This is a genomic window from Kitasatospora sp. NPDC088779, from assembly GCF_040685395.1.
GTDB lineage: Bacteria > Actinomycetota > Actinomycetes > Streptomycetales > Streptomycetaceae > Kitasatospora.
Map to the genome: position 1 here is coordinate 41,412 of NZ_JBFBHW010000025.1, position 20,648 is coordinate 62,059.

General features: G+C 74.8%; 20 protein-coding genes. 6 read left to right on the forward strand and 14 right to left on the reverse strand.

The genetic code is table 11. The features are described 5' to 3' along the window. Positions 1-545: 545 nt before the first annotated feature. From AB0P03_RS23390 to AB0P03_RS23400, 3 genes are all read right to left on the reverse strand, one after another. Positions 546-1,214 carry a response regulator transcription factor gene (locus AB0P03_RS23390; protein ID WP_363588483.1) on the reverse strand — a complete coding sequence of 223 codons (669 nt, stop codon included), beginning with the start codon at positions 1,212-1,214 and terminating at the stop codon, positions 546-548. Positions 1,215-1,336: 122 nt separating this feature from the next. Next, positions 1,337-2,986 carry a sensor histidine kinase gene (locus AB0P03_RS23395; protein WP_363588510.1) on the reverse strand — a complete coding sequence of 550 codons (1,650 nt, stop codon included), beginning with the start codon at positions 2,984-2,986 and terminating at the stop codon, positions 1,337-1,339. 84 nt (positions 2,987-3,070) lie between these two features. Continuing rightward, on the reverse strand, positions 3,071-5,653 hold the full coding sequence (locus AB0P03_RS23400; RefSeq protein ID WP_363588485.1) for a SpoIIE family protein phosphatase: 2,583 nt from the start codon (positions 5,651-5,653) through the stop codon (positions 3,071-3,073). Between the two features lie 93 nt (positions 5,654-5,746). Between AB0P03_RS23400 and AB0P03_RS23405 the strand changes: the two genes are divergently transcribed. Then, a complete protein-coding gene (locus AB0P03_RS23405) occupies positions 5,747-6,121 on the forward strand; it encodes a DUF4326 domain-containing protein (protein WP_363630586.1) in 375 nt (124 codons plus the stop codon). A gap of 12 nt (positions 6,122-6,133) precedes the next feature. On the opposite strand, the gene AB0P03_RS23410 is transcribed toward AB0P03_RS23405, so the two are convergent. Then, the gene (locus AB0P03_RS23410) at positions 6,134-6,700 is read right to left on the reverse strand and encodes a Uma2 family endonuclease (protein WP_363588488.1); all 567 of its coding nucleotides are present in this window, start codon (positions 6,698-6,700) and stop codon (positions 6,134-6,136) included. 151 nt (positions 6,701-6,851) lie between these two features. Between AB0P03_RS23410 and AB0P03_RS23415 the strand changes: the two genes are divergently transcribed. Next, positions 6,852-8,150: a PQQ-binding-like beta-propeller repeat protein gene (locus tag AB0P03_RS23415; RefSeq protein WP_363588490.1), complete on the forward strand. Its 1,299-nt coding sequence runs from the start codon at positions 6,852-6,854 to the stop codon at positions 8,148-8,150. Between the two features lie 33 nt (positions 8,151-8,183). Continuing rightward, complete coding sequence (locus tag AB0P03_RS23420) at positions 8,184-8,819, forward strand: uridine kinase (protein WP_363630587.1); 636 nt, start codon at positions 8,184-8,186, stop codon at positions 8,817-8,819. On the opposite strand, the gene AB0P03_RS23425 is transcribed toward AB0P03_RS23420, so the two are convergent. The 5 genes from AB0P03_RS23425 to AB0P03_RS23445 form a co-directional block, all read right to left on the reverse strand. Then, the gene (locus tag AB0P03_RS23425) at positions 8,767-9,624 is read right to left on the reverse strand and encodes a DNA-formamidopyrimidine glycosylase family protein (RefSeq protein ID WP_363630588.1); all 858 of its coding nucleotides are present in this window, start codon (positions 9,622-9,624) and stop codon (positions 8,767-8,769) included. The two genes, AB0P03_RS23420 and AB0P03_RS23425, sit on opposite strands and share 53 nt — an antisense overlap. A gap of 42 nt (positions 9,625-9,666) precedes the next feature. Next, positions 9,667-10,122 (reverse strand): universal stress protein, encoded by a 456-nt coding sequence (locus tag AB0P03_RS23430; RefSeq protein WP_363617563.1) that lies wholly within the window; start codon positions 10,120-10,122, stop codon positions 9,667-9,669. 237 nt (positions 10,123-10,359) lie between these two features. Further along, the gene (locus AB0P03_RS23435; RefSeq protein ID WP_363630589.1) at positions 10,360-11,340 is read right to left on the reverse strand and encodes a zinc metalloprotease; all 981 of its coding nucleotides are present in this window, start codon (positions 11,338-11,340) and stop codon (positions 10,360-10,362) included. Between the two features lie 77 nt (positions 11,341-11,417). Then, positions 11,418-12,086 (reverse strand): AAA family ATPase, encoded by a 669-nt coding sequence (locus tag AB0P03_RS23440; protein WP_363617567.1) that lies wholly within the window; start codon positions 12,084-12,086, stop codon positions 11,418-11,420. A 119-nt stretch (positions 12,087-12,205) separates the two neighbouring features. After that, positions 12,206-13,132, reverse strand: a complete 927-nt coding sequence (locus AB0P03_RS23445; RefSeq protein ID WP_363617569.1) for an LLM class F420-dependent oxidoreductase — start codon at positions 13,130-13,132, stop codon at positions 12,206-12,208. A 142-nt stretch (positions 13,133-13,274) separates the two neighbouring features. Between AB0P03_RS23445 and AB0P03_RS23450 the strand changes: the two genes are divergently transcribed. Beyond that, positions 13,275-13,628: a DUF6401 family natural product biosynthesis protein gene (locus AB0P03_RS23450; RefSeq protein ID WP_363588504.1), complete on the forward strand. Its 354-nt coding sequence runs from the start codon at positions 13,275-13,277 to the stop codon at positions 13,626-13,628. A 184-nt stretch (positions 13,629-13,812) separates the two neighbouring features. Here AB0P03_RS23450 and AB0P03_RS23455 read toward each other — a convergent pair whose 3' ends face one another. Next, positions 13,813-14,634, reverse strand: coding sequence for a hypothetical protein (locus AB0P03_RS23455; protein WP_363586591.1), 822 nt, complete (start codon positions 14,632-14,634; stop codon positions 13,813-13,815). A gap of 200 nt (positions 14,635-14,834) precedes the next feature. Here AB0P03_RS23455 and AB0P03_RS23460 point away from each other — a divergent pair, with 200 nt between their 5' ends. Beyond that, a complete protein-coding gene (locus tag AB0P03_RS23460; protein ID WP_363617573.1) occupies positions 14,835-15,593 on the forward strand; it encodes an alpha/beta fold hydrolase in 759 nt (252 codons plus the stop codon). Between the two features lie 36 nt (positions 15,594-15,629). Here AB0P03_RS23460 and AB0P03_RS23465 read toward each other — a convergent pair whose 3' ends face one another. The 3 genes from AB0P03_RS23465 to AB0P03_RS23475 are packed head-to-tail and all read right to left on the reverse strand — an operon-like array spanning position 15,630 to position 17,873. Continuing rightward, the gene (locus AB0P03_RS23465; protein ID WP_363630590.1) at positions 15,630-16,523 is read right to left on the reverse strand and encodes an ABC transporter permease; all 894 of its coding nucleotides are present in this window, start codon (positions 16,521-16,523) and stop codon (positions 15,630-15,632) included. Then, complete coding sequence (locus AB0P03_RS23470; protein ID WP_363630592.1) at positions 16,483-17,352, reverse strand: ATP-binding cassette domain-containing protein; 870 nt, start codon at positions 17,350-17,352, stop codon at positions 16,483-16,485. The genes AB0P03_RS23465 and AB0P03_RS23470 overlap by 41 nt, the downstream gene beginning before the upstream one ends. Continuing rightward, positions 17,349-17,873, reverse strand: coding sequence for a MarR family transcriptional regulator (locus tag AB0P03_RS23475; RefSeq protein ID WP_363586595.1), 525 nt, complete (start codon positions 17,871-17,873; stop codon positions 17,349-17,351). Before AB0P03_RS23475 ends, AB0P03_RS23470 begins: the two co-directional genes overlap by 4 nt. Before the next feature lie 145 nt (positions 17,874-18,018). Here AB0P03_RS23475 and AB0P03_RS23480 point away from each other — a divergent pair, with 145 nt between their 5' ends. After that, on the forward strand, positions 18,019-19,971 hold the full coding sequence (locus AB0P03_RS23480; protein WP_363630593.1) for a cellulase family glycosylhydrolase: 1,953 nt from the start codon (positions 18,019-18,021) through the stop codon (positions 19,969-19,971). Between the two features lie 51 nt (positions 19,972-20,022). Here AB0P03_RS23480 and AB0P03_RS23485 read toward each other — a convergent pair whose 3' ends face one another. Beyond that, positions 20,023-20,613 carry an isochorismatase family protein gene (locus AB0P03_RS23485; protein ID WP_063350466.1) on the reverse strand — a complete coding sequence of 197 codons (591 nt, stop codon included), beginning with the start codon at positions 20,611-20,613 and terminating at the stop codon, positions 20,023-20,025. Between the last annotated feature and the right edge of the window lie 35 nt (positions 20,614-20,648).

Below are 20,648 nucleotides of genomic sequence, written 5' to 3' on the forward strand. Positions count from 1 at the left end.
CTCTCGGCAAGCCCCGGGCGGGCAGGCGGAACCAGACCCATGACGGGCCGATAGTCGCGCTCACCTCGCTCGACGGGCGGCCGGACACGTCTGGGACGCGCCGTGCCGCCCCGGCCACCTCCACTCGCCGACGACCTGTTCGAGCTGGTCGCGTCGGCGGGCACGGCCCTCGCGCCGGGGGTCAGGTCGGCGGGCCATGCGTCGGGGTGAACCCGGGTGGTGCTCGTTGCACCGCCAATGAAGCTACGGGCCACCTCGGGGTGCAGCAAGCAATTCTTGGTCTCCGCAGGTCAGTTGACTGTTACCGGCGGTATTGATCAAGGTGCCGCGCCCAGTTCGACCAGGTTTGACCACATTTTCAAGATCAACTGATCAACTTTCACGCCCCCCTTCACCTCTGTCCACCTGTGAGCCCGAGCACACCATCCACCCACCGCGACGACGAGCTGACGCACCGTCACCACTGAAGCCGGAGTTCCCCGTTCCGTCGGGCCATCTAGTGGCATCCGCCACACCCGACACGCTCCGCGACCGGTCGGACGCGTTCAGTCCCGGGCGCCGAGCTCCGCGTCCCGCGCCAACAGCGCCGCCTGCACCCGGTTCTCACAGCCCAACTTGGCCAGGATCCGGCTGACGTACGTCTTCACCGTCGCCTCGCTCATGTGGATCCGCGCCCCCGCGTCCGCGTTGGACAGCCCCTCGCCGAGCAGCGCCAGCACCTCCAACTCGCGCGGCGTCAGCACCTCCAGCCGGCGCCGGGCCTCCGCACCCCGGGCGGCCGCCGAACCGCTGCGCCCGGAGGCCAGCGAGTCGACGATGTGCCGGGTGGCGGCCGGGGACAGGAAGGCGTACCCGCCGGCCGCCGCGCGCACCGCCTGGATCAGCTCGTGCGGCGCCGTGTCCTTGAGCAGGAATCCGGCGCCGCCCTCGGTCACGGCGCGCAGGACGTTCTCGCGCTCCCCGAAGGTGGTGAGGATCAGCGCCCGCGCGCCGGGTGCGACCCTCGGCAGCTCCGCGAGCGCCGTCAGCCCGTCCATCACCGGCATCTGAATGTCCAGCAGCACCACGTCCACCCCGTGCGCCCGGGCCAGCTCCAGCGCCTCCCGCCCGTCGGCGGCCTCGGCGACCACCTCGATGTCGGCGGCAGAGCCCAGGATCATCCTGATCCCGGCGCGGATGAGCGGCTCGTCGTCGGCGACGAGGACTCGGATCACGGCTGGTCATTCCCCTCGAACGGTGCTGCGGCAGGAACACCATCCTCACATCCGGCCGAACCCCGCGCCCCACCCGGTCAGAGCGGTCAGGACGGTCAGAGCGATCAGGGCGGTCAGGGCGGTCAGGACTTCGTGAGGTAGTGCTCCTTCTCCACCAGCACCCCGTCCTTGAAGCAGAACCGCATCACATTGTCCTGGCCCCAGGCGTCGCTGAGGTCACCGGACAGGTACCAGCGGCAGTGCGCGCCCTCCGGGGGCTTCGGCCCGCTGCCCCGGTAGTCGTCGGTGAAGAAGGTGTTCCCCGGCGGCAGCCGGTGCAGCACGTCGGCCTCGGGCGTGCCGGTCTCCAGCCCGTCGTACACCGACTTCGGCACCGTCGCGTCGTCGGTGCCCTGGACGAAGGCCACCACGCCCCAGATCAGCAGCCCCAGCACGGTCAGGCCGACCGCCCCCACCCCGACCGCGCAGCCGATCGCCGGACTGCGCCGCCCCTCCTCCGCCCCGACGACCGGCGGCAGGCCGTCCAGCACCCAGTCGTCGACCCCGGCGATCGCCGCGGCCCCGTCGCCCGTGCCCTCCGCCCCCTCGTACGGCAGCACGCCGGCCAGCCGGAACCCCTGGTCCGGCGTCGGCCCGGCGTGCACCATGCCGCCGACCAGCCGGGCCCGCTCCCGCAGGCCGGTCAGCCCCTGGCCGCCGCTGACCGCCGGGCCCGCGCCGGCGCGCACGCCCACGGGCTCCGGGGCGCACGGGTTGACCACCTCCACCACCAGCGCGTCCGGCTCGTACCGGAGCGCGACGGTGATCGGCGCGCCGGGGGCGTGCTTGTGCGCGTTGGTGAGCGCCTCCTGCACCATCCGGTACGCCGCGTGGTCCACCGCGGCGGCCAGCGGACGCGGCTCGCCCTCCCGGGAGAAGGAGACCCGCGCCCCGGCCGCCCGCGAGGAGTCGACCAGCCCCTCGATCCCGTCCACCCCGCCCCGGGCCGGGGACGCGTCCGTCGCCGGCCGCACCGCCGTCGACTCGTCGTGCAGGACGCCGACCACCTCGCGCAGCTCCCGCATCGCCGCGACCGCCGCCTGCCGCAGCACCCCGACCGCCTCGCGCTGCCGGTCGTTGAGCGTACGGTCCACCTCCAGCGCGCCGGAGTGCACGGAGATCAGCGCCAGCTGGTGGCCCAGGCTGTCGTGCATGTCCTGGGCGATCCGGTGCCGCTCGCGCAGCCGGGCCTGGTGCACCACCATGACCCGCTCGCGCACCAGCTGGTCGTTGCGCTCGCGCAGCGCGTCCAGCAGGGCGCGGCGCTGGGCCCGGTAGCGGCCCCACAGCGCGGGCAGCACGGCGACCAGCAGGAAGCCGCCGAGCGAGAGCCCGACGATCAGCTTGGGCGAGGCCGAGCCGGCGTCCTTCAGCACCCCGGTCACCATGAACAGCACCCAGCTCAGCACGAAGGTGCCGACCAGCGCGGTGACCCGGCGCAGCCTCGCCCCGGCCGACCAGCCGGCGCAGACCAGCAGCAGCATCGGGCCGACGGCCCAGCCGGCCGCGGCCGAGGTGAGCAGCAGCACGGTCGCCGGGAAGGCCGGCCGCAGCACCCACAGCAGCGCGACCCCCAGCCCCACCAGGACGGGGTGGCCGGCACCGGCGGCCACCTCCAGCAGGGCCGCGACCCCGCCCATCAGCAGGGCCAGCGCGCCCTGGCCCACCACTCGCCGGGGCGGCCAGGGCCCGGGAAACGCCGTCCGTACCGCCTTCTTCCAGGCCCGCGCCATCGCATCCACCCGTCGAGGCTATCGGGCCGCGCCACCCGACCGCCGCCACCGTTCGTCGCCCCCGCCCCCGACGAAAGTCGCCGCTCACGGCGTTCGGGGCACCTCCGTGGGCACCCCCGTGGACACGCCCGTGGACACGCCCGTGGAGTCGTCCTCACCGAAGGCCATGAGCAGCAGCGCCACGTCGTCCACCCGGTGCGAGGAGCCGACCTCGCGCAGGATCCGTTCCGCCAGCAGCTCCAGGCCGTCCGGCCCCTGCGCCCCGCCGCGCCCGAGCGCGGCCCGCAGCAGGTCCACCCCCTGGTCGATCGCCATCGCCGGATCCTCCACCAGCCCGTCCGTGTACAGCGCGACCACCGTGCCGGGCGCCAGGCGCAGCTCGCTGACCGGGTACTCGGCCTGTTCCTCCACGCCCAGCAGCGGCCCGCCCGGCACGTACAGCGCCTCGGCCCACCCGTCCGGGAAGCGCAGCACCGGTGGCAGGTGCCCGGCCCGGGCGATCCGGGCGCGGCCGTCGGCGGGGGTGAGGCGGACGAGGCAGCAGCTGGCGAGCAGTCCGGGGTCGAGGTCGAGGAGGAGCCGGTTGGTGCGGGCGAGCACCTGGTCGGGCGGGTCGCCGCCGGTGGCGAAGGCGCGGACGGCGCTGCGCAGCTGGCCCATGGTGGCGGCCGCGCCGACGCTGTGGCCCTCGACGTCGCCGATCACCAGGGTGACGTCCCCGCCGGTGACGATCGCGTCGTACCAGTCGCCGCCGATCTCCATGCCCTGGGTGCCGGGCAGGTAGCGGGCGGCGATCCGGATGCCGGGCACGTCCGGGAGGCGGTGCGGCAGCAGCGCCTGCTGGAGGCCGCGGGCCAGGGCGAACTCGGCGTCGTACAGCCGGGCCCGTTCCAGGGCCTGGGCGATGAAGCCGCCGAGGGCGGTGAGCAGGCCGCGGTCCTCCGCGGTGAAGGGGCGCGGCCGGTCGAAGCCGAGGATGCAGCTGCCGACGGGGTGGCCGGAGGCGATCAGCGGCAGGAAGGCCCAGGCGCCCATGTCGTCGAGCGCGATGCCGGGGTAGGCGGCGGCGAGTTCGCGGACCGATTCGAAGAAGATCGGGGTGCCGGTGCTGAGCGTCTCCGCGCCGGGGATGCGGGCGGCGACCGGGGTGCCCTCGAAACCGTCCAGGAAGCCGTCCGGGTAGCCGGTCTGCGAGATCAGGTGCAGGTGTTTGTCGCACACCCCGTAGATGGCGAGCTCCTGGCCGCCGAAGGCTGGCAGGATCTCCTCGGCCACGGCCCGGCAGACCTCGCGCACGCTGACCGCCTCGGTGAGCGCGCTGGCGAGCTGGAGCAGGTGGTAGGTGCCGCCGATGCCGGCGGGGGCACCGGTCGGGGTGGCGCCGCGGGCCGCGGACGGCGGGGGCGCGGCCCTCGGTTCGGCCGCGCCCGGCGGGGCTTCGGCGGCCACCACCCGGCCGGTGACGCCGTGCGTGTCGGGGTAGAGCGAGAAGGCGAGCCAGCCGTCCGGCGGGCGGGCGGCCAGGAAGGCGGTGGGCTGCTGGGAGAGCAGGGCGGCCCGGTAGCGGTTCTCGAAGAAGGGGTCGGCGAGCCAGGGCAGCACGTCCCACAGGTGGTGGCCGACCAGGTCCTCGCGGCGCGCCTGGAGCAGCGGCTCGGTGGCGCGGTTGGCGTAGCTGACCCGGCCGTCCGGGTCGAGTGAGAAGACGCCCTCGCGCAGTCGCTCGACGGCGGCCGCGGCCGCGGTGAGGGTGCGGGCGTCCAGCACGGCGCCGACCAGATGGGTGCGGCCGTCCGAGATCGCCGCGGGCACCCGCGCCCAGAGCTCCACCGGGTACGGGTGGCCGTCCGGCCCGAGCACCCGGACCCTGGCCGCCAGCACCTCGCCCCGGGCCAGGGCGGTCCGGGCGGCGGCCCGGAACTCGGGCAGGTCACCGGGGGCGATCCGGCTGCCGAGGGCGGCCACCGTGCCGTCGAACTCGTCGGGTTCGAGGCCGAAGATCGCGAGGAACTGCTCGTCGGCGGCCAGCGCCCCGGTGGCGACGTTCCAGTCGAACATCCCGACCCGGCAGGTCGGCGCGGACGGCGGCGGCAGCTCGACCACGGCCGCGTCGCCGCCCGGCTCCACGGGGTGCCCGGCCGCCGCCAGGCCCGCCAGCCCGGCGGCCAGCCGCTCGGCCACCTCCGCCAGCCGCGACGGGGCGTCCTCCGGGACGCCATCGTCGGAGGCCGGCCAGAACACGCTGAGCACCCCGAACCGCTCCTCGCCGCCCGCCACCGGCACGCAGGCGGAGGCGAAGTCGTACGGCATGCCGACCGCGAGCTGCGGGAAGCGCCGCATGGTGTCCTCGGTGTCGGCCAGGGTGACGGTCCGCCCGGTGCGGAAGCTGACGGCGACGGGCAGCGGGCCGGCGGCGGCGATCCGCCGGAACGGGCTCATGATCGACAGCGGTACGCCCGCGATCGTGCAGAGCACCAGCGAGCGGCCGTCCCGCGAGCGCAGGTACACCATCGCCCCGTACGCCCCGGTGCCGCCGAGCGCCCGGCGGACGGCGCCCGCCAGCAGGTCGTCCCGCTCGGCCGCCGCCGGGGCGGCGTGGGGCTCCAGCGGCCGGTGCGGGCCGGGCGGCGCCGCCCGGTCACGGCCGCCCGCGTGCGGATGGCGCATGCTCTTTTGCTACGCCGGGCCCCGGGGCGTGTCAAGGCGAGCCCTCCGGGACCCCGGATGCCCGTCGGCCCCGGTTGCGCCAGCATGGACGGCATGCCGACCACCTCCGGCCGCACCACCGTGGTCAACCTCAAGGGCCACCGCGACGACCCCTCCTGCGCCGACGTCGTCTACGTCGGCCGCGCCATGCACCGCGGCGGCTGGCACCTGTCCGAATCCCCGCTGCACTGCCCCTACCGCCCCGGCCCCGACCTCACCCGCGAGCAGATGGTCGCCGACTACCGCGCCTACCTCCTCGCCCGCCCCGACCTGCTCGCCCTCGTCCCGCCCCTGCGGGGCCACCGCCTCGGCTGCTGGTGCGCCCCGCTCCCCTGCCACGCCGCCGTCCTCGCCGTCCTCGCCGACCTCGCCGACCTCGCCGACCTCGCCGACCTCGCCGACCTCGCCGACCACCCACCGCAGCACTGACGGGCGCGCGCCTCACAGCCCGGAGAGATCGGCCTCCACCGCGTACGGCACCACGGCCTCGACCTGACCGGTGAACAACTCGCCCACCCGGTACGAACCGCTCGCCGCGTCCAGCACGTAGGTGTGGACGATCGGGACACCGCCGGAGACCTGCTCGACCCGCCAGTGGAACGGGATGCCCGCCTTGGCGTACTGCTCCGGCTTGACCACCCGGTCGGTGGTCTCCGAACCCGGTGGGGCGACCTCGACGAGCAGCAGCACGTCCGCGGGTCTGGTGGGCGACTCGTCGATCGTGTCCGCCCGGTAGACCACCACGTCCGGGCGACGGTTGTTCAGCGGCACGTCCTGGAGCCTGACGTCGAAGTCCGTGTCGGCATTCCACTCGGCGCCGCCGGCCGCGTCCAGGGCGTTCGCCAGGAACCGTGCGAGCCGGTTGTGCCGTTTGGAGGCGCTCGGGCTCACGACCACCGTCCCGTCGACGATCTCGATGCCCGCGCACTGCTCCACGGTCCAGGAGTCGTACTGCTCGCTGGCGATCTGCCGGTGCATCCACTCGGGTGCGATCATCTCGGCCGTCACGCCGTACCTCCCCCGGGGCTGCTGGGCGGGCCTGTGCTGTGGGCCTCAGCCCAGTACGCCCCGGTCGGGGTTTCGGGTGGTTCGGGGGCTGTTCGATATCCTCCGGGCGAGTGGTGGCGCGTGGGGCGCCATGGGGGAGGTGGGAGCCGGTATGCAGTCGCCGTCGTCCGAGGGGCCCGTGCGCGAGGCCTCGTGGCAGTGGGACGGGGAGGCGGACGGCGCCGCGCGGGAGCCCGTGGACGTGGTCGGCGGGGGCGGGGACGGGCCGCGGCTGAGCCGGCGCGGGCTGCTGGCGGGGGCCGGGGTGCTGGCGGCGGGCGCGGCGGTGTGGGCGTTCGGCCGTTCGGGTGTGGACCAGCCGGCTCCGCCGCCGAAGCCGCAGCCGACCGCGTTGTCCGGGCCGACCCCGCTGTGGACGTACCGGGGGCCGGAGGCGATGACCCCGGAGCGGCTGACCGGCCCGCCGACCCGGCCGGTGTTCCTGTCCCGGGCCGGGCTCCAGGTCCTGGACCCGGCCACCGGCGAGGCGGCGCGGCTGCTCACCGTCGACCCACCGCGCGGGAACTGGCCGAGCGACCTGGAGGTGCTGGGCCAGGTGGTGCTCGGGCCGGACCGGGTATTCACCACCTCCCCGGGCCACCTGGACGCCCGCCACCTCGGCGACCCCGCCGCCGACTGGAGCCTGCCGCTGCCCGACGACCTACAGGGCTCCGTCCAGTTGTCCGGCTTCGACGACGGCACCCTGTACGGGTACGTCTGGGACTGGTCGCGGGAGAGCTCGACGCCGAACGGCCGGCTCTTCGCCGTCCGGGTCGCGGACCGCTCGGTGCTGTGGCACCTCTCCATCGACCGCAACGAGCGGCCGTTCACCCCGGTCACCGCGACCGGCGGCCGCCTCCCGTGCCTGCGCAACCTGGGCGACGGCAGCGAGCTGGTGGTCCGGGACGCCGCCGACGGCCGGGAGCTGTGGACGGCCCCCAACACCGGCGGCCTGAGCTGGTGCGTCTGCGGCCCGGTGCACCTCTACGTCCCCGACGGCGCCGACGGCGTCCGTGCGCTGCGCCCCGGCGGCGAGCCGGCCTGGACGGTCTCTCCCGCCCGGGGCGAGTCGTGGCGGGCGATGGCCCTGGTCTCCGACGGCCCGCGGGTCTACCTGACCCGCGACAACGGCCTGGTCACCGGGCACGACGCGGTCACCGGCGCACGGCAGTGGGCCTACCGGCTGCCGTTCCTGCTGGACCGCCGCAGCCATCCGCTGGTGGTCGGCGGCACGCTGTTCGTCCCCGGCCCGGCGGCCGCCGGGGTGTGCGCGATCGACACCGCGAGCGGCACGCCGCGCTGGACGTTCCTCGACTCGGGCCCCGGCAAGGACGTCTGGTCGCTCGCCGTCGACGCGAACCACCTCTACGTCGGCCACGACGACGTCCTGCACGCCCTCCCGCTCACCTGACCGCCCGGCACGACAGCACGACAGGATGGCCTGATGCAGGTGCACCCGATCTCCCCCGACCGGCTGGCCGACGTGCTCGCCGACCGCATCGCCGCGCTGTCCGACCCCGGCGGCCGGTGGCTGCGGGTCGCGGTGGACGGCGCGCCCGCCGCCCGCCCCGACGTGCTCGCCGACGCCCTGGTGGAGCCGCTGCGGCTGCGCGGCCGCCCCGCGCTGCGGGTCTCGGCGGCGGGCTTCCTGCGCCCGGCCTCGATCCGGCTGGAGTACGGCCACCAGGACGCGGACGCCTTCCACGACCTCTGGCTGGACGACCGCGCCCTGCTGCGCGAGGTACTGGACCCGCTGGAGCCCGGTGCCAGCGGCCGCGTCCTGCCCTCGCTGCGCGACCCGGTGACGGACCGCTCGACCCGCGGCGCGTACGCCGAACTGCCGCCCGGCGGCGTGCTGTTGCTGGACGGCGCGCTGCTGCTCGGCCGGTGGCTGCCGCTGGAGCTGGCCGTCCACCTCGCGCTCACCCCGACCGCCCTGGCCCGCCGCACGCCCGCCGACCAGCAGTGGACGCTGCCCGCCTTCGCCCGCTACGAGGCGGAGACCGGCCCGGCCGAGGCCGCCGACGTCACCGTCCGGGTGGACGACCCGCGTCATCCGGCCCTGGTCGAGCGGACCTGACACCCGTACCGGCCGGGGCCGGGCCGCGCTGGCAGTAGGGGCACCAGTACGCCACCCGGTCCTGCGGGGGCGTGCCCTGGCGGGCGGTCCGCACGAGGGTGCCGCAGCGCGGGCAGGGGCGGCCGGCCCGGCCGTAGACCCAGTGCTGGTGGCCGCGCCGGGTGTCGCCGGTGGTGACGTGGCCGGGGCGCAGCCGGTTGGCGTCGAGGATCTCCCGGGCCCACTCCACCAGCCGGTCGGGGCGCGGGAGTTGGCCGACCTCGGTCCACGGGGTGACGCCGGCCAGGTAGCAGAGTTCGGCGGCGTAGACGTTGCCGATGCCGGCGAGGTTGCGCTGGTCGAGCAGCGCCTCGGCGAGCGGGCGGCCGGGGTGGGCGAGCAGCCGGCGGACGGCCTCCACCGGGTCCCAGTCGGGGCCGAGCAGGTCGGGGCCGAGGTGGCCGACGGCGCGTTGCTCGTCGGCGGTGCGCAGCAGGTCGACGACGGGCAGCCGGTAGCCGACGGCGGTGCCCCGCTCGGTGCCGAGGACGGCGCGGATCTGCCAGGCGGGGCCGCCGGACCAGCGCTCGCCAGGCCGGTAGACCTCCCAGCGGCCGTCCATCCGCAGGTGGGTGTGCAGGGTGAGGCCGCCTTCGAGGCGGGTGAGCAGGTGCTTGCCGCGCGGGGCGACCTCCAGCACCCGGCGGCCGGCGAGGACGGCAGTGGCGTGCGCGGGCACCCGCAGGTCGGCGCTGGTCAGCACCTGCCCGGCGAGGGCCTCGTGCAGCCGGGCCGCCGCGCGGTAGACGGAGTCACCTTCTGGCATGCCTCCATCCTCCACCGCGCGGCGGCCCGGCGGGGCGGCGCGCTACTCGGCCTCGGCCACCTGGCCCTCCCGGACGACGACGACCGGGCAGGGCGCGTGCTCGGTGAGGTGGCGGCTGACCGAGCCCAGCAGCACGCCGGAGAAGCCGCCGAGGCCGCGGCTGCCGACGACGAGCAGCGCGGCGCCCTTGGCGGCCTCCAGCAGGGCCTGGGCGGCGTTGCCGGGCATCACGCTCTCGCTGATCCGCACGCCCGGGTCGTCGCCGACGACCCTGACGACGGTGTCGGAGAGGGTCTTGCCGGCCAGTTCCTCGGGGTTGAAGACCTCGGCGGACGGCACGCTCGGCGCGGCCCAGCCGTAGAACGCCGGGTACTCCCAGGCGGCGATCGCGGTGATGGTCCCGCCGACGGCCCGCGCGTAGTCGACCGCCCAGCGCAGCGCCTGCTCCGAGGCGGGCGAGCCGTCCACGCCGACGACGATCCGGGGGTTGGCACTCATGGCGTTACTCCTTGGCGCTCAGTTCCTGCTCGGTCCCGACACCCCGAACATAGATCAAATCGGGCGTGTGGTCGATATTTGCCACGCCGCGATCGGCGTTTTACATTCAGATCGATGGCAATAGGCCTGACCGATCTGCGGTTCTGCGGTTCTGCGGTTCTGCGGTTCTGCGGTTCTGCGGTTCTGCGGTTCTGCGGTTCTGCGAGGATGCCCGCTTACCGGACCATCCCTGACGGCTCAACTCCGGTAAGCGGCCCAGGAGTCGGCCATCCGCTGGACCTGGCCAGGGGTGAACTGGCTCATGCAGGAGTCGTAGCTGTAGTCCATGAAGTTGTGGATCGGGTCCAGGCCGGGCCCGGTGCAGGTGTGGCGGCCCTCGGGGCAGCCGTAGGCGGGGGTGCGCTCGGGCGGGGTGTCGTCCACGTAGTCGCCCGGGGGCAGGCAGCCGCCCTGGAAGGTGTGGAAGAGGCCGAGCCAGTGGCCGATCTCGTGGGTGGCGCTGCTGCCCTCGTTGTAGTGGGCGGCGGCGCCGCCGGGCAGGGAGGCGTCGAGGACGACCACGCCGTCGTCGGCGGGGTTCGAGCGGTAGGCGCCCGGGAAGGTCGACCAGCCGAGCAGGGACTGGCCGAGCTTGGCGGTGTAGAGGTTGAGGGTGCCCGCGTCGCCCTTGCGCAGCGCGCTCTTCATCGCCGCCTCGGCCCCGGAGCCGGGAGTGATGCCGTCGTACCAGGAGGCGTTGTCCGTGTAGTCGGTGCCGGCCAGCTCGAAGTGGAACTGGCTGGGGGTGTTGCCGTCGCCCTGGCCGCCGTAGGTCGCGTTGAGGTGGTCGATCTGGGCGGCGACGACGCCCCCGTCGAGCCGGCCGGCGTCACCGGCGTGGATCACGTGGACGAAGACCGGCACCGCCGTCGGGGCGCCGATCCGGGCGTGGGCGGAGGAGAGCTGGGCGAGCCGGTCGTCGAGGTCCGCCTGCATCGCCCGGGCCTCGGCGGCGGTGACGGCGTTCGGGTCCCGCCCCGCCTGGCTGCCGGCCGGCTTGCGGGCGGCGGCGTCGGAGTCGGAGCCCGCACAGGCCGCGGTCACGGCGGCCGCGGCGGTCACGGCGGCGGAGTGCGGGGCCGGGGCGGCGAGCTGGCTGAGACCGGTGGCCGCGACCAGCGCGGCGGCCCAGGGGAACAGACGGGGGGCACGCGAGCGCACCCGGGCAGTACGGCGCATCTGCGCTCCTGACAAGGGAGTTGACGGAGTGTCGGCCGCGCCCCGGGCCCGCCCGGCTCGGCGCGGACCCGCCGAGACTACGACGCGGCGAAGACGATCTCCCGCAGGGCGCGCGCGGCGGCCCGGTCGAGTACCACGGCCGACGCACAGCCCTCCGGCGGCCGCCCGGCCCCGGTGAGTCGGCGCCGCAGCCTGTCGACGGCGGCCCGGTGCCGGAGGAAGGCGTAGCGGGAGACGCCCTGCCCCCGGCTCTGCTGGCCCTCCCGCGCCTCGGCCGGTTCGGCGTCCAGCAGCAGCAGGTGCACCCGGCGGCCCTGCCGGGCGGCGGCGCGGGTCAGCCAGAACCGCACCCAGGACAGCGAGCCGCAGTCGTGGACGGCGAGCGGCCCGCCGGCCAGCACCGCGCGCCGCAGCCGCCGGTAGTGCGCGATCCGCGCCAGTGGGCGGTAGAGGGCGTACGGGAGGCGGCCGGGCAGCCTGGCCGCGTACTCCTCGCGGACCAGCTGGGAGTCGACCAGCGGGGCGCGCACGCAGCGGCGCATCAGGGTGCTCTTGCCGCTGCCGGGCAGGCCGGAGACGACCAGCAGGTCGCCGGCAGGGTAGTGCAGCGCCACCGGGGCGGGGCCGGCCCGCAGGTCGTGCAGGCCGGGCTGCACCCGTAAGGCCTGCCGGGCGGCGGCGAGGCCCCGTCCAGGGGGCGGCGGCACCCGGGGTGCCGCCGCCTCCGCCGTTCTCGTCCTGGTCACCGGTCCTCCCCGCGCCGTTCCCTCCCTCGGAGCATTACGCATTCCCAAGAGCGAGTAAAGAGCGGTGGTCGCCGGGCCCGGTCGGCCGGTGCCGGATCAGGGCGTGCCGTGCGGGCGGGTCAGCCGAGCTGGGGGGCGACCCGGGAGGCGATGAGCTCCAGGTGGTCGAGGTCGTCCAGGTCCAGGATCTGCAGGTAGACCCGCTCGCTGCCGACGGCCGCGTACCGGCCGATCTTCTCGGCGACCTCGTCCGGGGTGCCGGCCAGGCCGTTGGCCTTCAGCTCGTCCACGTCCCGGCCGATCACGGCCGCCCGGCGGGCCACCTCGGCGTCGTCGCGGCCGACGCAGGCCACCAGGGCGTTGGAGTACACCAGGTCGCCGACCGAGCGCCCGGCCTGCTCGACGGCGGCCTTGACCCGGCCGAACTGGGCGGCGCTGTCCTCCACCGAGGCGAACGGCAGGTTGAACTCGTCGGCGAAGCGGGCGGCCAGCGCCGGGGTCCGCTTCGGGCCGAGCCCGCCGACCAGCACCGGGATCCGGTCCTGGGCCGGCTTGGGCAGCGCCGGCGAGCCGGTCAGCGTGTAGTACTCGCCGGCGAAGTCGAAGGTGTCGCCGAGCTTGGTGTTCCACAGGCCGGTGATGATCGCCAGCTGCTCCTCCAGCCGCCCGAACTTCTCCTTCGGGAAGGGGATGCCGTAGGCGGCGTGCTCGGCCTCGTACCAGCCGGCGCCGAGGCCGAACTCGACCCGGCCGCCGCTCATCGCGTCCACCTGGGCGACCTGGATCGCGGTGACGCCGGGCAGGCGGAAGGTCGCGGCGGTCATCAGGGTGCCGAGGCGGATGGTGCGGGTGTCGCGGGCGAGGCCAGCCAGGGTGATCCAGGCGTCGGTCGGCCCGGGCAGGCCGTCGACGTCGCCCATCTTCAGGTAGTGGTCGGAGCGGAAGAAGGCACTGAAGACGCCCAGGTCCTCGGCGGCCCGGGCGACCGCCAGGAGGGTGTCGTAGCTCGCGCCCTGCTGCGGTTCGGTGAAGATGCGGAGATCCATGCGGACCATTCTGGTACAGACCACCCGCGGATCGGCGCAGAGAACCGGCCAAGCCGCCGAAGCTCCCGAAGGTGGCCAAGGTCTCAGCACGGAACCGTCACGAGTCGCCGGTCCGGCCGACCCGCTCGCCTACCGTGGACGGATGTTCGCCACCCCCGACGAGTCCTTCCGGCGCTCCCCCGACGAACCGGCCGGCTGCCCGCTGCCCGGCATCGTCGCCGCGTTCACGCCTCGGCTGGCCGAGTTCGCCTTCGAGCCCGGCTTCGTCGCGATGGTCGACCAGCACGTCGCGATGCTGCGCGAACTGCTGTACGCACAGGGGCCGGAGCTGGCGCCCCGGCCCCTGGACCGTGAGGAACTGTCGGACTACGCGCTCGGCTTCCTGGACGCGCTCACCGAGATCGGCTGGCGGGAGCCGGTGGGGTACGACTACGCGGTGCACCGGCTGACCGCGATCTGCTGGCTGGTGCGCGAGCAGGGCCTGCTGCGGGCCTGAACCCGCCGCGGGTCGCTGCCTAGGGCGTGTTTCATAATTCGCGTCGGATCAGCGCGCGGCGTTGGGCGCCCGGCTGGGCGTGCCGGCGAAGCGTCCTCGTACTGGGCCGTACTTGGACGTTTCGCCGGTGCGTCCAGGCGGGATGCCCGGCGTCGCGCGCCCGGCGGGAATTATGAAACACGCCCTAGCTCGGCCGGTCGCCCGGGCGGCCCGGGTCGATGCCGGGCGGCGGCGGGGTGGTGCCCGGAGCGGCCTGGGTGGTCGGCCGGGCCGGCTGGTTGGCCAGCACGTCCGCCCGGCCCGCCTGGTAGGCGCTGCCGCGCAGTTTGGCGCTCTCCTGCTCGGCGTGGTCCAGCCAGCGCTCCCAGCGCTGGCGCATCGGCAGGATCAGGCCGCCGCCGACACCCACCACCAGCACACCGGCGATCGTGGCGAGCGCCGCGATCAGCACCGGTCCGGTGATCGCGGTGGCGATCCCGGCCTGGCCGAGCGCCGCGATCACGCCCAGCGCGACGATGAATGCCCAGGCGATCGTGGCGACCGTCCGGCCGTACGAGGCGCCGGCGAGCGCGTTGCGCACGATGTCGCGGACGCCGTTGGCGATGGCCATCGCGACCACCACAATCGCGACCGCCACGATGCCCCTGGGCAGCCAGGCGACGATGCTGTGGATCATCACGCTGATCGGGTTCGGGCCGAAGACACCGAACGCCAGTTGCAGCACCATCAGCAGGATCGCGTAGTAGACGATCTTGCAGATGATGCCGGTCATGTCGTAGTTCGACCCGCTCAGGTGGCGGGCCATCCCGGCCCGCTCGGCGACCCGCTCCGAGCCGACCTTGCGCAGCACACGGTCCAGGACCTTGGCGATCGCCTTCGCCACGATCCAGCCGATGACCAGGATCGCCAGGAAGGCGATGAACTGCGGGATGAATTTCGCGATCTTGGACCAGGCGTCGGTGAAACCCGATCCGAAGTCCACGGAGAGTGCGAGCTGCTGAGCCACGGAGTCCTCCACTCGGTGACACGGCGCCACGAGCGGCGCGTGCGACCCCCCACCCTTCGTGGATAGCAGCACCCCGCCCGGCCCGCGCGCGCCTGGTCCCCGGGCTGCTCCCCCCGGGTGAAACGGGCCCGTAGACGCCCCGCGTAAAGTGATGTTCAAGGGCACGGGACGGGGGCGGGACGGGACGGGACGGTGCGGGTGTGAGCAGCGACACGGTGGACGGCGGCACGACGACCGGCAGCACGGCCGGGCACCCGGCACTGCGCTGGCGGGTGCGGCCCGAGGCGGCGCGCGCCGCCGTCCTGGTGCTGCACGGCGGCGAGGAGCACAACCTCTCCCGGCCCGGTCCGGTCAACCTGCCGCTGCTGCGGATGCACGGCTTCCTGCGCTCCCTCGCCAAGGACACCGCCGGCGCCGACGTGGCCGTCGGCACCGTCCGCTACCGCCACCGGGGCTGGAACGGGCAGCGCGCCGATGCCGCGCTGGACGCCCTCGCCGCCCTCGACGAGCTGGCCCGGGAGCTGGGCGAGGTGCCGACCGTCCTGATCGGGCACTCGATGGGCGGGCGCGCGGCCCTGCGGGCCGGCGGCCACCCGGCCGTCACCGGCCTGGTCGCCCTCGCCCCCTGGTGCCCGGCCGAGGACCCGTGCGAGCAACTGGCCGGACGGGACGTGCTCCTGCTGCACGGCGACCGCGACAAGGTCACCCCGCCCGCCGAGACCCGGGCCTTCGCCGCCCGCAGCCGGGCCGCCGGCGCCCGCGTCTGCGGCTACACCGTCACCGGCAGCGGCCACGCCATGCTCCAGCGCATCCCCGACTGGCACCGGGCCACCACCCGCCTGGCCACCGCCCTGCTCGGCCTGCGCCCGCTCCCCGCCGAGACCGCCTCCGCCCTCGCCCTCCCGCCCGCCTCCCCCGAGGCCCTCACCCTCGCCCTGCCGCGCCAGCCGCGCGACTGACCCGGCGCGGACCGGCGGGCGCGCAGCGGCGCGGGGTCAGCGGGCCAGGCGGCCGAGGAGCGCGGAGGCCGCGGTGATGCCGAGCACGGTGGCCAGGGTCAGGACGGCGAAGTCGAGCGGGAGGTGGGCGCGGGTGCCGATCAGCAGGCCGCGCAGGGCGTCGACCTGGTAGCTGAGCGGGTTGGCCCGGCTGACCACCTGGAGCCAGCCCGGCATCAGGTCCACCGGGTAGAGGGCGTTGGAGCCGAAGAAGAGCGGCATCGTGATCGCCTGGCCGATGCCCATCAGGCGGTCACGGGTGAGCACGATGCCGGCGATGGTCATCGAGAGGCAGGAGAAGAACGCCGAGCCGAGCAGCACGGCGACCACGACCCCGAGCAGCCGCAGCGGGTTCCAGGTCATCGCGACTCCGAGCAGAGCGGCGATCACCACCACGACGACGGCCTGGATCACCGCCTTCACCCCGGCGGCGAAGGCCTTGCCGGTCACCAGCGCGGCGCGCGGGGTGGGGGTGACCAGCAGTTTGGTGAGCACCCCGGAGTCCCGCTCCCAGATGATCATGATGCCGTAGAAGATCGCGATGAACATGGCGGACTGGGCGATGATCCCGGGGGCCAGGAAGTCCAGGTAGGGGATGCCGCCGGTGGGGATGGCCTTGAGCCGGGTGAAGGTCTCCCCGAAGATCAGCAGCCACAGCGCGGGCTGCACGGCCCGGGTGTAGAGCTCGGTGCGGTCGTGGCGCAGCTTCTGCAGTTCGACGGTGCACATCGCCAGCGTCCGGGCGGGCACCAGCCGCCAGCCGGTGCGGGCGCGCGGGGGGACCAGCAGCAGGCCGAGGTCGGGACGGGCGGCGGTCGCGGCGGCAGCGGCAGCGGCGGGGCCCGGGGGCTCAGCCGACGCGGGAGGCGGTGCGGCGGGTACGGCGGACATCGCTGAACTCTCCTTCCGGAGCCTCGCCGGGGGCCAGCTCGCGGCCCGCGAAGTGGCGGAACACGTCGTCCAGACTGGGGTCGGCGAGCTGCGGATCCTGCGCGCGGACCACGGTCTTCAGTTCCTCGGTGGTGCCGAGCGCACGGATCCGGCCACGGTCCATCAGGGCGATCCGGTCGCAGTAGCGGTCGGCCTCGTCCATGTAGTGGGTGGTGACCAGCACGGTCATCCCGGTGGCCTGCCGGACCGCCTCGACGCACTCCCAGACGCCGGTGCGGGCGATCGGGTCCAGGCCGATGGTGGGCTCGTCCATCACCAGCAGGCGCGGGGCGCTGACCAGGGCCTGGGCGAGCTCCAGCCGGCGGACCATGCCGCCGGAGTAGGTGCCGGCCATCCGGTCGGCCGCCTCGGCGAGGCCGACGGCGGCCAGCGCCTGGGCGACCCGCTCGCGGCGCTCGCCGTGCGACACGTCGAAGACGCGGGCGAACAGCGCGACGTTCTCCCGACCGGTCAGCCCGCCGTCCGCGGAGAGCTGCTGCGGCACGTAGCCGAGCAGCCGGCGGACCTCCATCCGCTGCCGGGCGGGGTCGTGGCCGAAGACCCGCACCATGCCGGCGCGGACCGGCAGCAGGGTGGTGATCGCCCGGATCGTGGTGGTCTTGCCCGCGCCGTTGGGGCCGAGCAGGCCGAACACCTCGCCGGTGCGCACCGTCAGGTCGACACCGTCGACGGCCTTGGTGCCGGCACCCTTCCCGCGCCCGTGGTGGAAGGTGTACTCCAGACCGCGGCAGGCCACCGCCGCGTCACCGCCGTCCTCCGGGAACGTCATCGCTCCTCCTCCCCCGGCTCACCGGGCCGGGTGCGCAGGCCCGTCGCCACCTCGCGCAGCGCGGGCACCGCGGCGGCCAGGGCCGCCCGGGAGTCGGCGGGCAGCCCGGCCACCACCTCCCCCACCAGCGCGGTGCGCCGGGCCCGCCAGACCGCGAGGCGTTCGACGGCCTCGTCGGTGGCGTACAGCAGGGCGGCCCGGCGGTCGGCCGGGTCCACCTCCCGGCGCAGCAGCCGCAGCGCGACCAGCTGGTTGACCAGGGTGGAGACCGAGTTGCCGGCGAGGCACAGCTCCTCGGCCGCGTCGGACACCCGCAGCCCGGGGGTGTCCATCACCAGGCGGAGCAGTTCGATCTGCGCTCCGCGGAGCCTCGGCTCGGTGAGTCCCTGCCGCAGCCGGCGGCGGACCAGGCGCTGGATGCCGACCAGCAGGGCGGAGAGTTCGTCGGCCACGTCGGGATCGGGGGTCGCCAGGAGGTCGGCGGCCGGTGCGGGGGCGAGCGTTTCCGGTGTCGCACTCATACCTCCGATTTTAGCTCTCAGTGAGAGGTATTCGTCCAGAGGGCGGACGAGGTGGACCGGAGGACTGCCGGGCGGGGCGCGGCTGTGCCAGGATCCCGGGTGACCGTGTACGGACACCTACCCGCCCTCACCGCTGGGGACCATCATGAGAAGACTCGCGCGCCGTGTGCTGTCCGCGGCAACGGCGCTGTCCGCGTTGCTCGTTGTGCCGGTGGCCACTGCGGCGCCCGGCACTGCGGCGACCACCCCCGCGAGGGCCGCCGCCCCGGTGCCGCTCAGCGGCGCGCAGTTGGCGGCCTCCTGGGCGGGGCCGCTCAGCACCCGGGGGCGGTACGTCGTCGACGCGTCGGGCGACCGGTTCAAGCTGAAGTCCGGCAACTGGTCCGGCGCGCAGGGCACGTGGCAGGGCAGCGGCTCGACCACCGATCCGGCGAACAACCAGGCCGGCCAGGTCTCGTACAACCTGCCGCTCGGCCTCGACCGGGCGCCGCTGTCCGAGATCATGGCGGGCTTCCACAGCCTCGGGCTGAACAGCGTCCGACTGCCGTTCGCGGACGCGATGATCCGGGACACCGCCGCCGTCCCGGACGCCGCCGTCGCCGCCAACCCCGGGCTGCGCGGCAGCACCCCGCTCCAGGTGTACGACGCGGTGGTGGCGGCGCTCACCGCCGACGGGTTCGCGGTGATCCTCAACAACCACACCACCGGGTACCGGTTCTGCTGCGGCCTGGACGGCAACGAGCGGTGGAACAGCGGCCAGTCCACCGAGACCTGGGAGCAGGACTGGCTGTTCATGGTGAACCGGTACCGGGCCAACAAGCGCGTGGTCGGCGCCGACCTGCGCAACGAGGTCCGCCGCGACACCTGGGACGACCCCAACTGGGGCCTGGGCGACGGCCACGACGCGTACGCCGCCTTCGAGGAGGCGGGCAACCGGATCCTCCGGGCCGCCCCCGACCTGCTGATCATCATGGAGGGCATCAACTGGCAGGGCGTCCCGCTGGCGGGCCTGCCGCACGGCCGTCCGATGCTCAAGCCGGTGGCCACGCTCTCCCACACCCTGATCGACTCGGGCAAGCTGGTCTACTCGGCGCACTTCTACGGGTACACCGGCTCGGCCAACACCGGCGCGGGCAGCGGGCCGGGCGCCACCGGCGATCCGCGCTACCAGGACCTGACGCCCGGTCAACTCGCTGCGGTGGTAGACGAGGAGGCGCTCTTCGTCACCCGCGCCGGGCAGCACTTCACCGCCCCGGTCTGGATCAGCGAGTTCGGTGCGGGCGGGCGGGGCTCGACCGACGCCAAGGAGCAGGCCTGGTTCGACCGCTTCACTGCGATCCTGGCCGAGCACGACACCGACTTCGCCGTCTGGCCGCTGGTCGGGTGGCACAACGGCGGTGTACCACAGGACAGCTGGGCACTGCTCCACTACGACCGGGCGGGCCGGCGGCTGAGCGTCGAGGACCCGGGCGACTGGCGCACCGCGTACTGGAACCGACTGGTCGCCGCCCCCGGGTACACCGGCCCGGTCCCGGTCCCCGCCCGCTGGAACCTGCTCGACCTCGACCACGCCGACCAGAACGCCTCCCGGCGGATGCTGGCCCTGCCCGACTGGAGCAGCGGCAACCGCAAGGGGAACTGCCCGGACGGCCAGCGCCTGATCGGCCTCGGCCGCGGTGACGGCCGCGGCCTGTGCACCGACGCCGGGCAGTCCGCCACCGGGCCCGACGCCTGGACGACCGTCACGGACGAGCGCTACGTCACCGGCGGCGACTGGGCGCCCGGCTACGACAAACTCCAGTGCCCGGACGGCCGGTTCGCGGTCGGCTACAGCGTCCGCGCCGATGCGATGGCCGCCCTGCTCTGCGCCCCGGCCGCGGCCGCGCCGCCCGCCGCGACCGACCGGGTGCTCTGGTTCGACCACGGCGACAACCGGCCCCCGGTCACCACCGGCGCCGACTCGGCGGCCAGCGACTGGGCGCCCGGGGCCTACAAGGGGCAGTGCGCCTCGAACGAGTACGTCGCGGGAGTCGCCTTCACCTGGCGCTGGCTGCACGCCGGCGTCCCGGACGCGCTGCTCTGCCGTCCGCTGGCCTGACACCGCCGCTGCCGGGGCCCGGCCGGCGGGCCGGGCCCCGGCGGGAACGGTTCAGCTCAGCGCGGCCTGGGACTCCACGACCACGCCGTACAGGTCGCCGATGGTCGCCAGGGCGCTGCGGTGCAGCTGGGCGGCGGTCACCCGGGTACCCGCCGAGGCGAGCGGGCGGGTCGCGCAGGCGTCGGCGACGACGGTCGGCCGGTTGCCGCGCAGGAAGGCGCCCGCGGTGGTGAAGGCCACGCACATGTGGGTCATGAAGCCGGCGACCACCACGTCCTGGTGGCCGGCCTCGTCGAGCAGGGCGCCCAGGCCGGTGCCGACGAAGGCGTCCGGGGCCTGCTTGACGACCACGGCCTCGCCCTCGGCCGGCGCCACGGCGGGGTGGATCTGCCCGATCTCGGCACGGACGTCGTACGGGGTGCCCGCGCCGCCGTCGTTGATCACGTGGATGACCGTGGCGCCCGCCGCGCGCGCCCGGGCGAGCAGGGCCGCGGCCGCGTCGAGCGCCTCCCGCCAGCCCTCCAGCTCCATCACGCCGCGCACGTAGGTGTTCTGGTAGTCGATCAGGATCAGCGTGGACGCGGCGAGCGTGGCGGGCGTCTCGTCGAGGCCGTTCAGGGCGCGCAGGGTCGTCGTGGGCATGGGGGGACCACCTTCGGTTCGGTACACGGGCAAGG

Bases quoted from the DNA above. Each gene is read 5' to 3' on its own strand.
- AB0P03_RS23395 (WP_363588510.1), bottom strand. From the start codon at position 2,986: ATGGCGCGGGCCTGGAAGAAGGCGGTACGGACGGCGTTTCCCGGGCCC.
- AB0P03_RS23400 (WP_363588485.1), bottom strand. From the start codon at position 5,653: ATGCGCCATCCGCACGCGGGCGGCCGTGACCGGGCGGCGCCGCCCGGC.
- AB0P03_RS23405 (WP_363630586.1), top strand. From the start codon at position 5,747: ATGCCGACCACCTCCGGCCGCACCACCGTGGTCAACCTCAAGGGCCAC.
- AB0P03_RS23415 (WP_363588490.1), top strand. From the start codon at position 6,852: ATGCAGTCGCCGTCGTCCGAGGGGCCCGTGCGCGAGGCCTCGTGGCAG.
- AB0P03_RS23420 (WP_363630587.1), top strand. From the start codon at position 8,184: ATGCAGGTGCACCCGATCTCCCCCGACCGGCTGGCCGACGTGCTCGCC.
- AB0P03_RS23425 (WP_363630588.1), bottom strand. From the start codon at position 9,624: ATGCCAGAAGGTGACTCCGTCTACCGCGCGGCGGCCCGGCTGCACGAG.
- AB0P03_RS23430 (WP_363617563.1), bottom strand. From the start codon at position 10,122: ATGAGTGCCAACCCCCGGATCGTCGTCGGCGTGGACGGCTCGCCCGCC.
- AB0P03_RS23435 (WP_363630589.1), bottom strand. From the start codon at position 11,340: ATGCGCCGTACTGCCCGGGTGCGCTCGCGTGCCCCCCGTCTGTTCCCC.
- AB0P03_RS23445 (WP_363617569.1), bottom strand. From the start codon at position 13,132: ATGGATCTCCGCATCTTCACCGAACCGCAGCAGGGCGCGAGCTACGAC.
- AB0P03_RS23450 (WP_363588504.1), top strand. From the start codon at position 13,275: ATGTTCGCCACCCCCGACGAGTCCTTCCGGCGCTCCCCCGACGAACCG.
- AB0P03_RS23465 (WP_363630590.1), bottom strand. From the start codon at position 16,523: ATGTCCGCCGTACCCGCCGCACCGCCTCCCGCGTCGGCTGAGCCCCCG.
- AB0P03_RS23470 (WP_363630592.1), bottom strand. From the start codon at position 17,352: ATGACGTTCCCGGAGGACGGCGGTGACGCGGCGGTGGCCTGCCGCGGT.
- AB0P03_RS23475 (WP_363586595.1), bottom strand. From the start codon at position 17,873: ATGAGTGCGACACCGGAAACGCTCGCCCCCGCACCGGCCGCCGACCTC.
- AB0P03_RS23480 (WP_363630593.1), top strand. From the start codon at position 18,019: ATGAGAAGACTCGCGCGCCGTGTGCTGTCCGCGGCAACGGCGCTGTCC.
- AB0P03_RS23485 (WP_063350466.1), bottom strand. From the start codon at position 20,613: ATGCCCACGACGACCCTGCGCGCCCTGAACGGCCTCGACGAGACGCCC.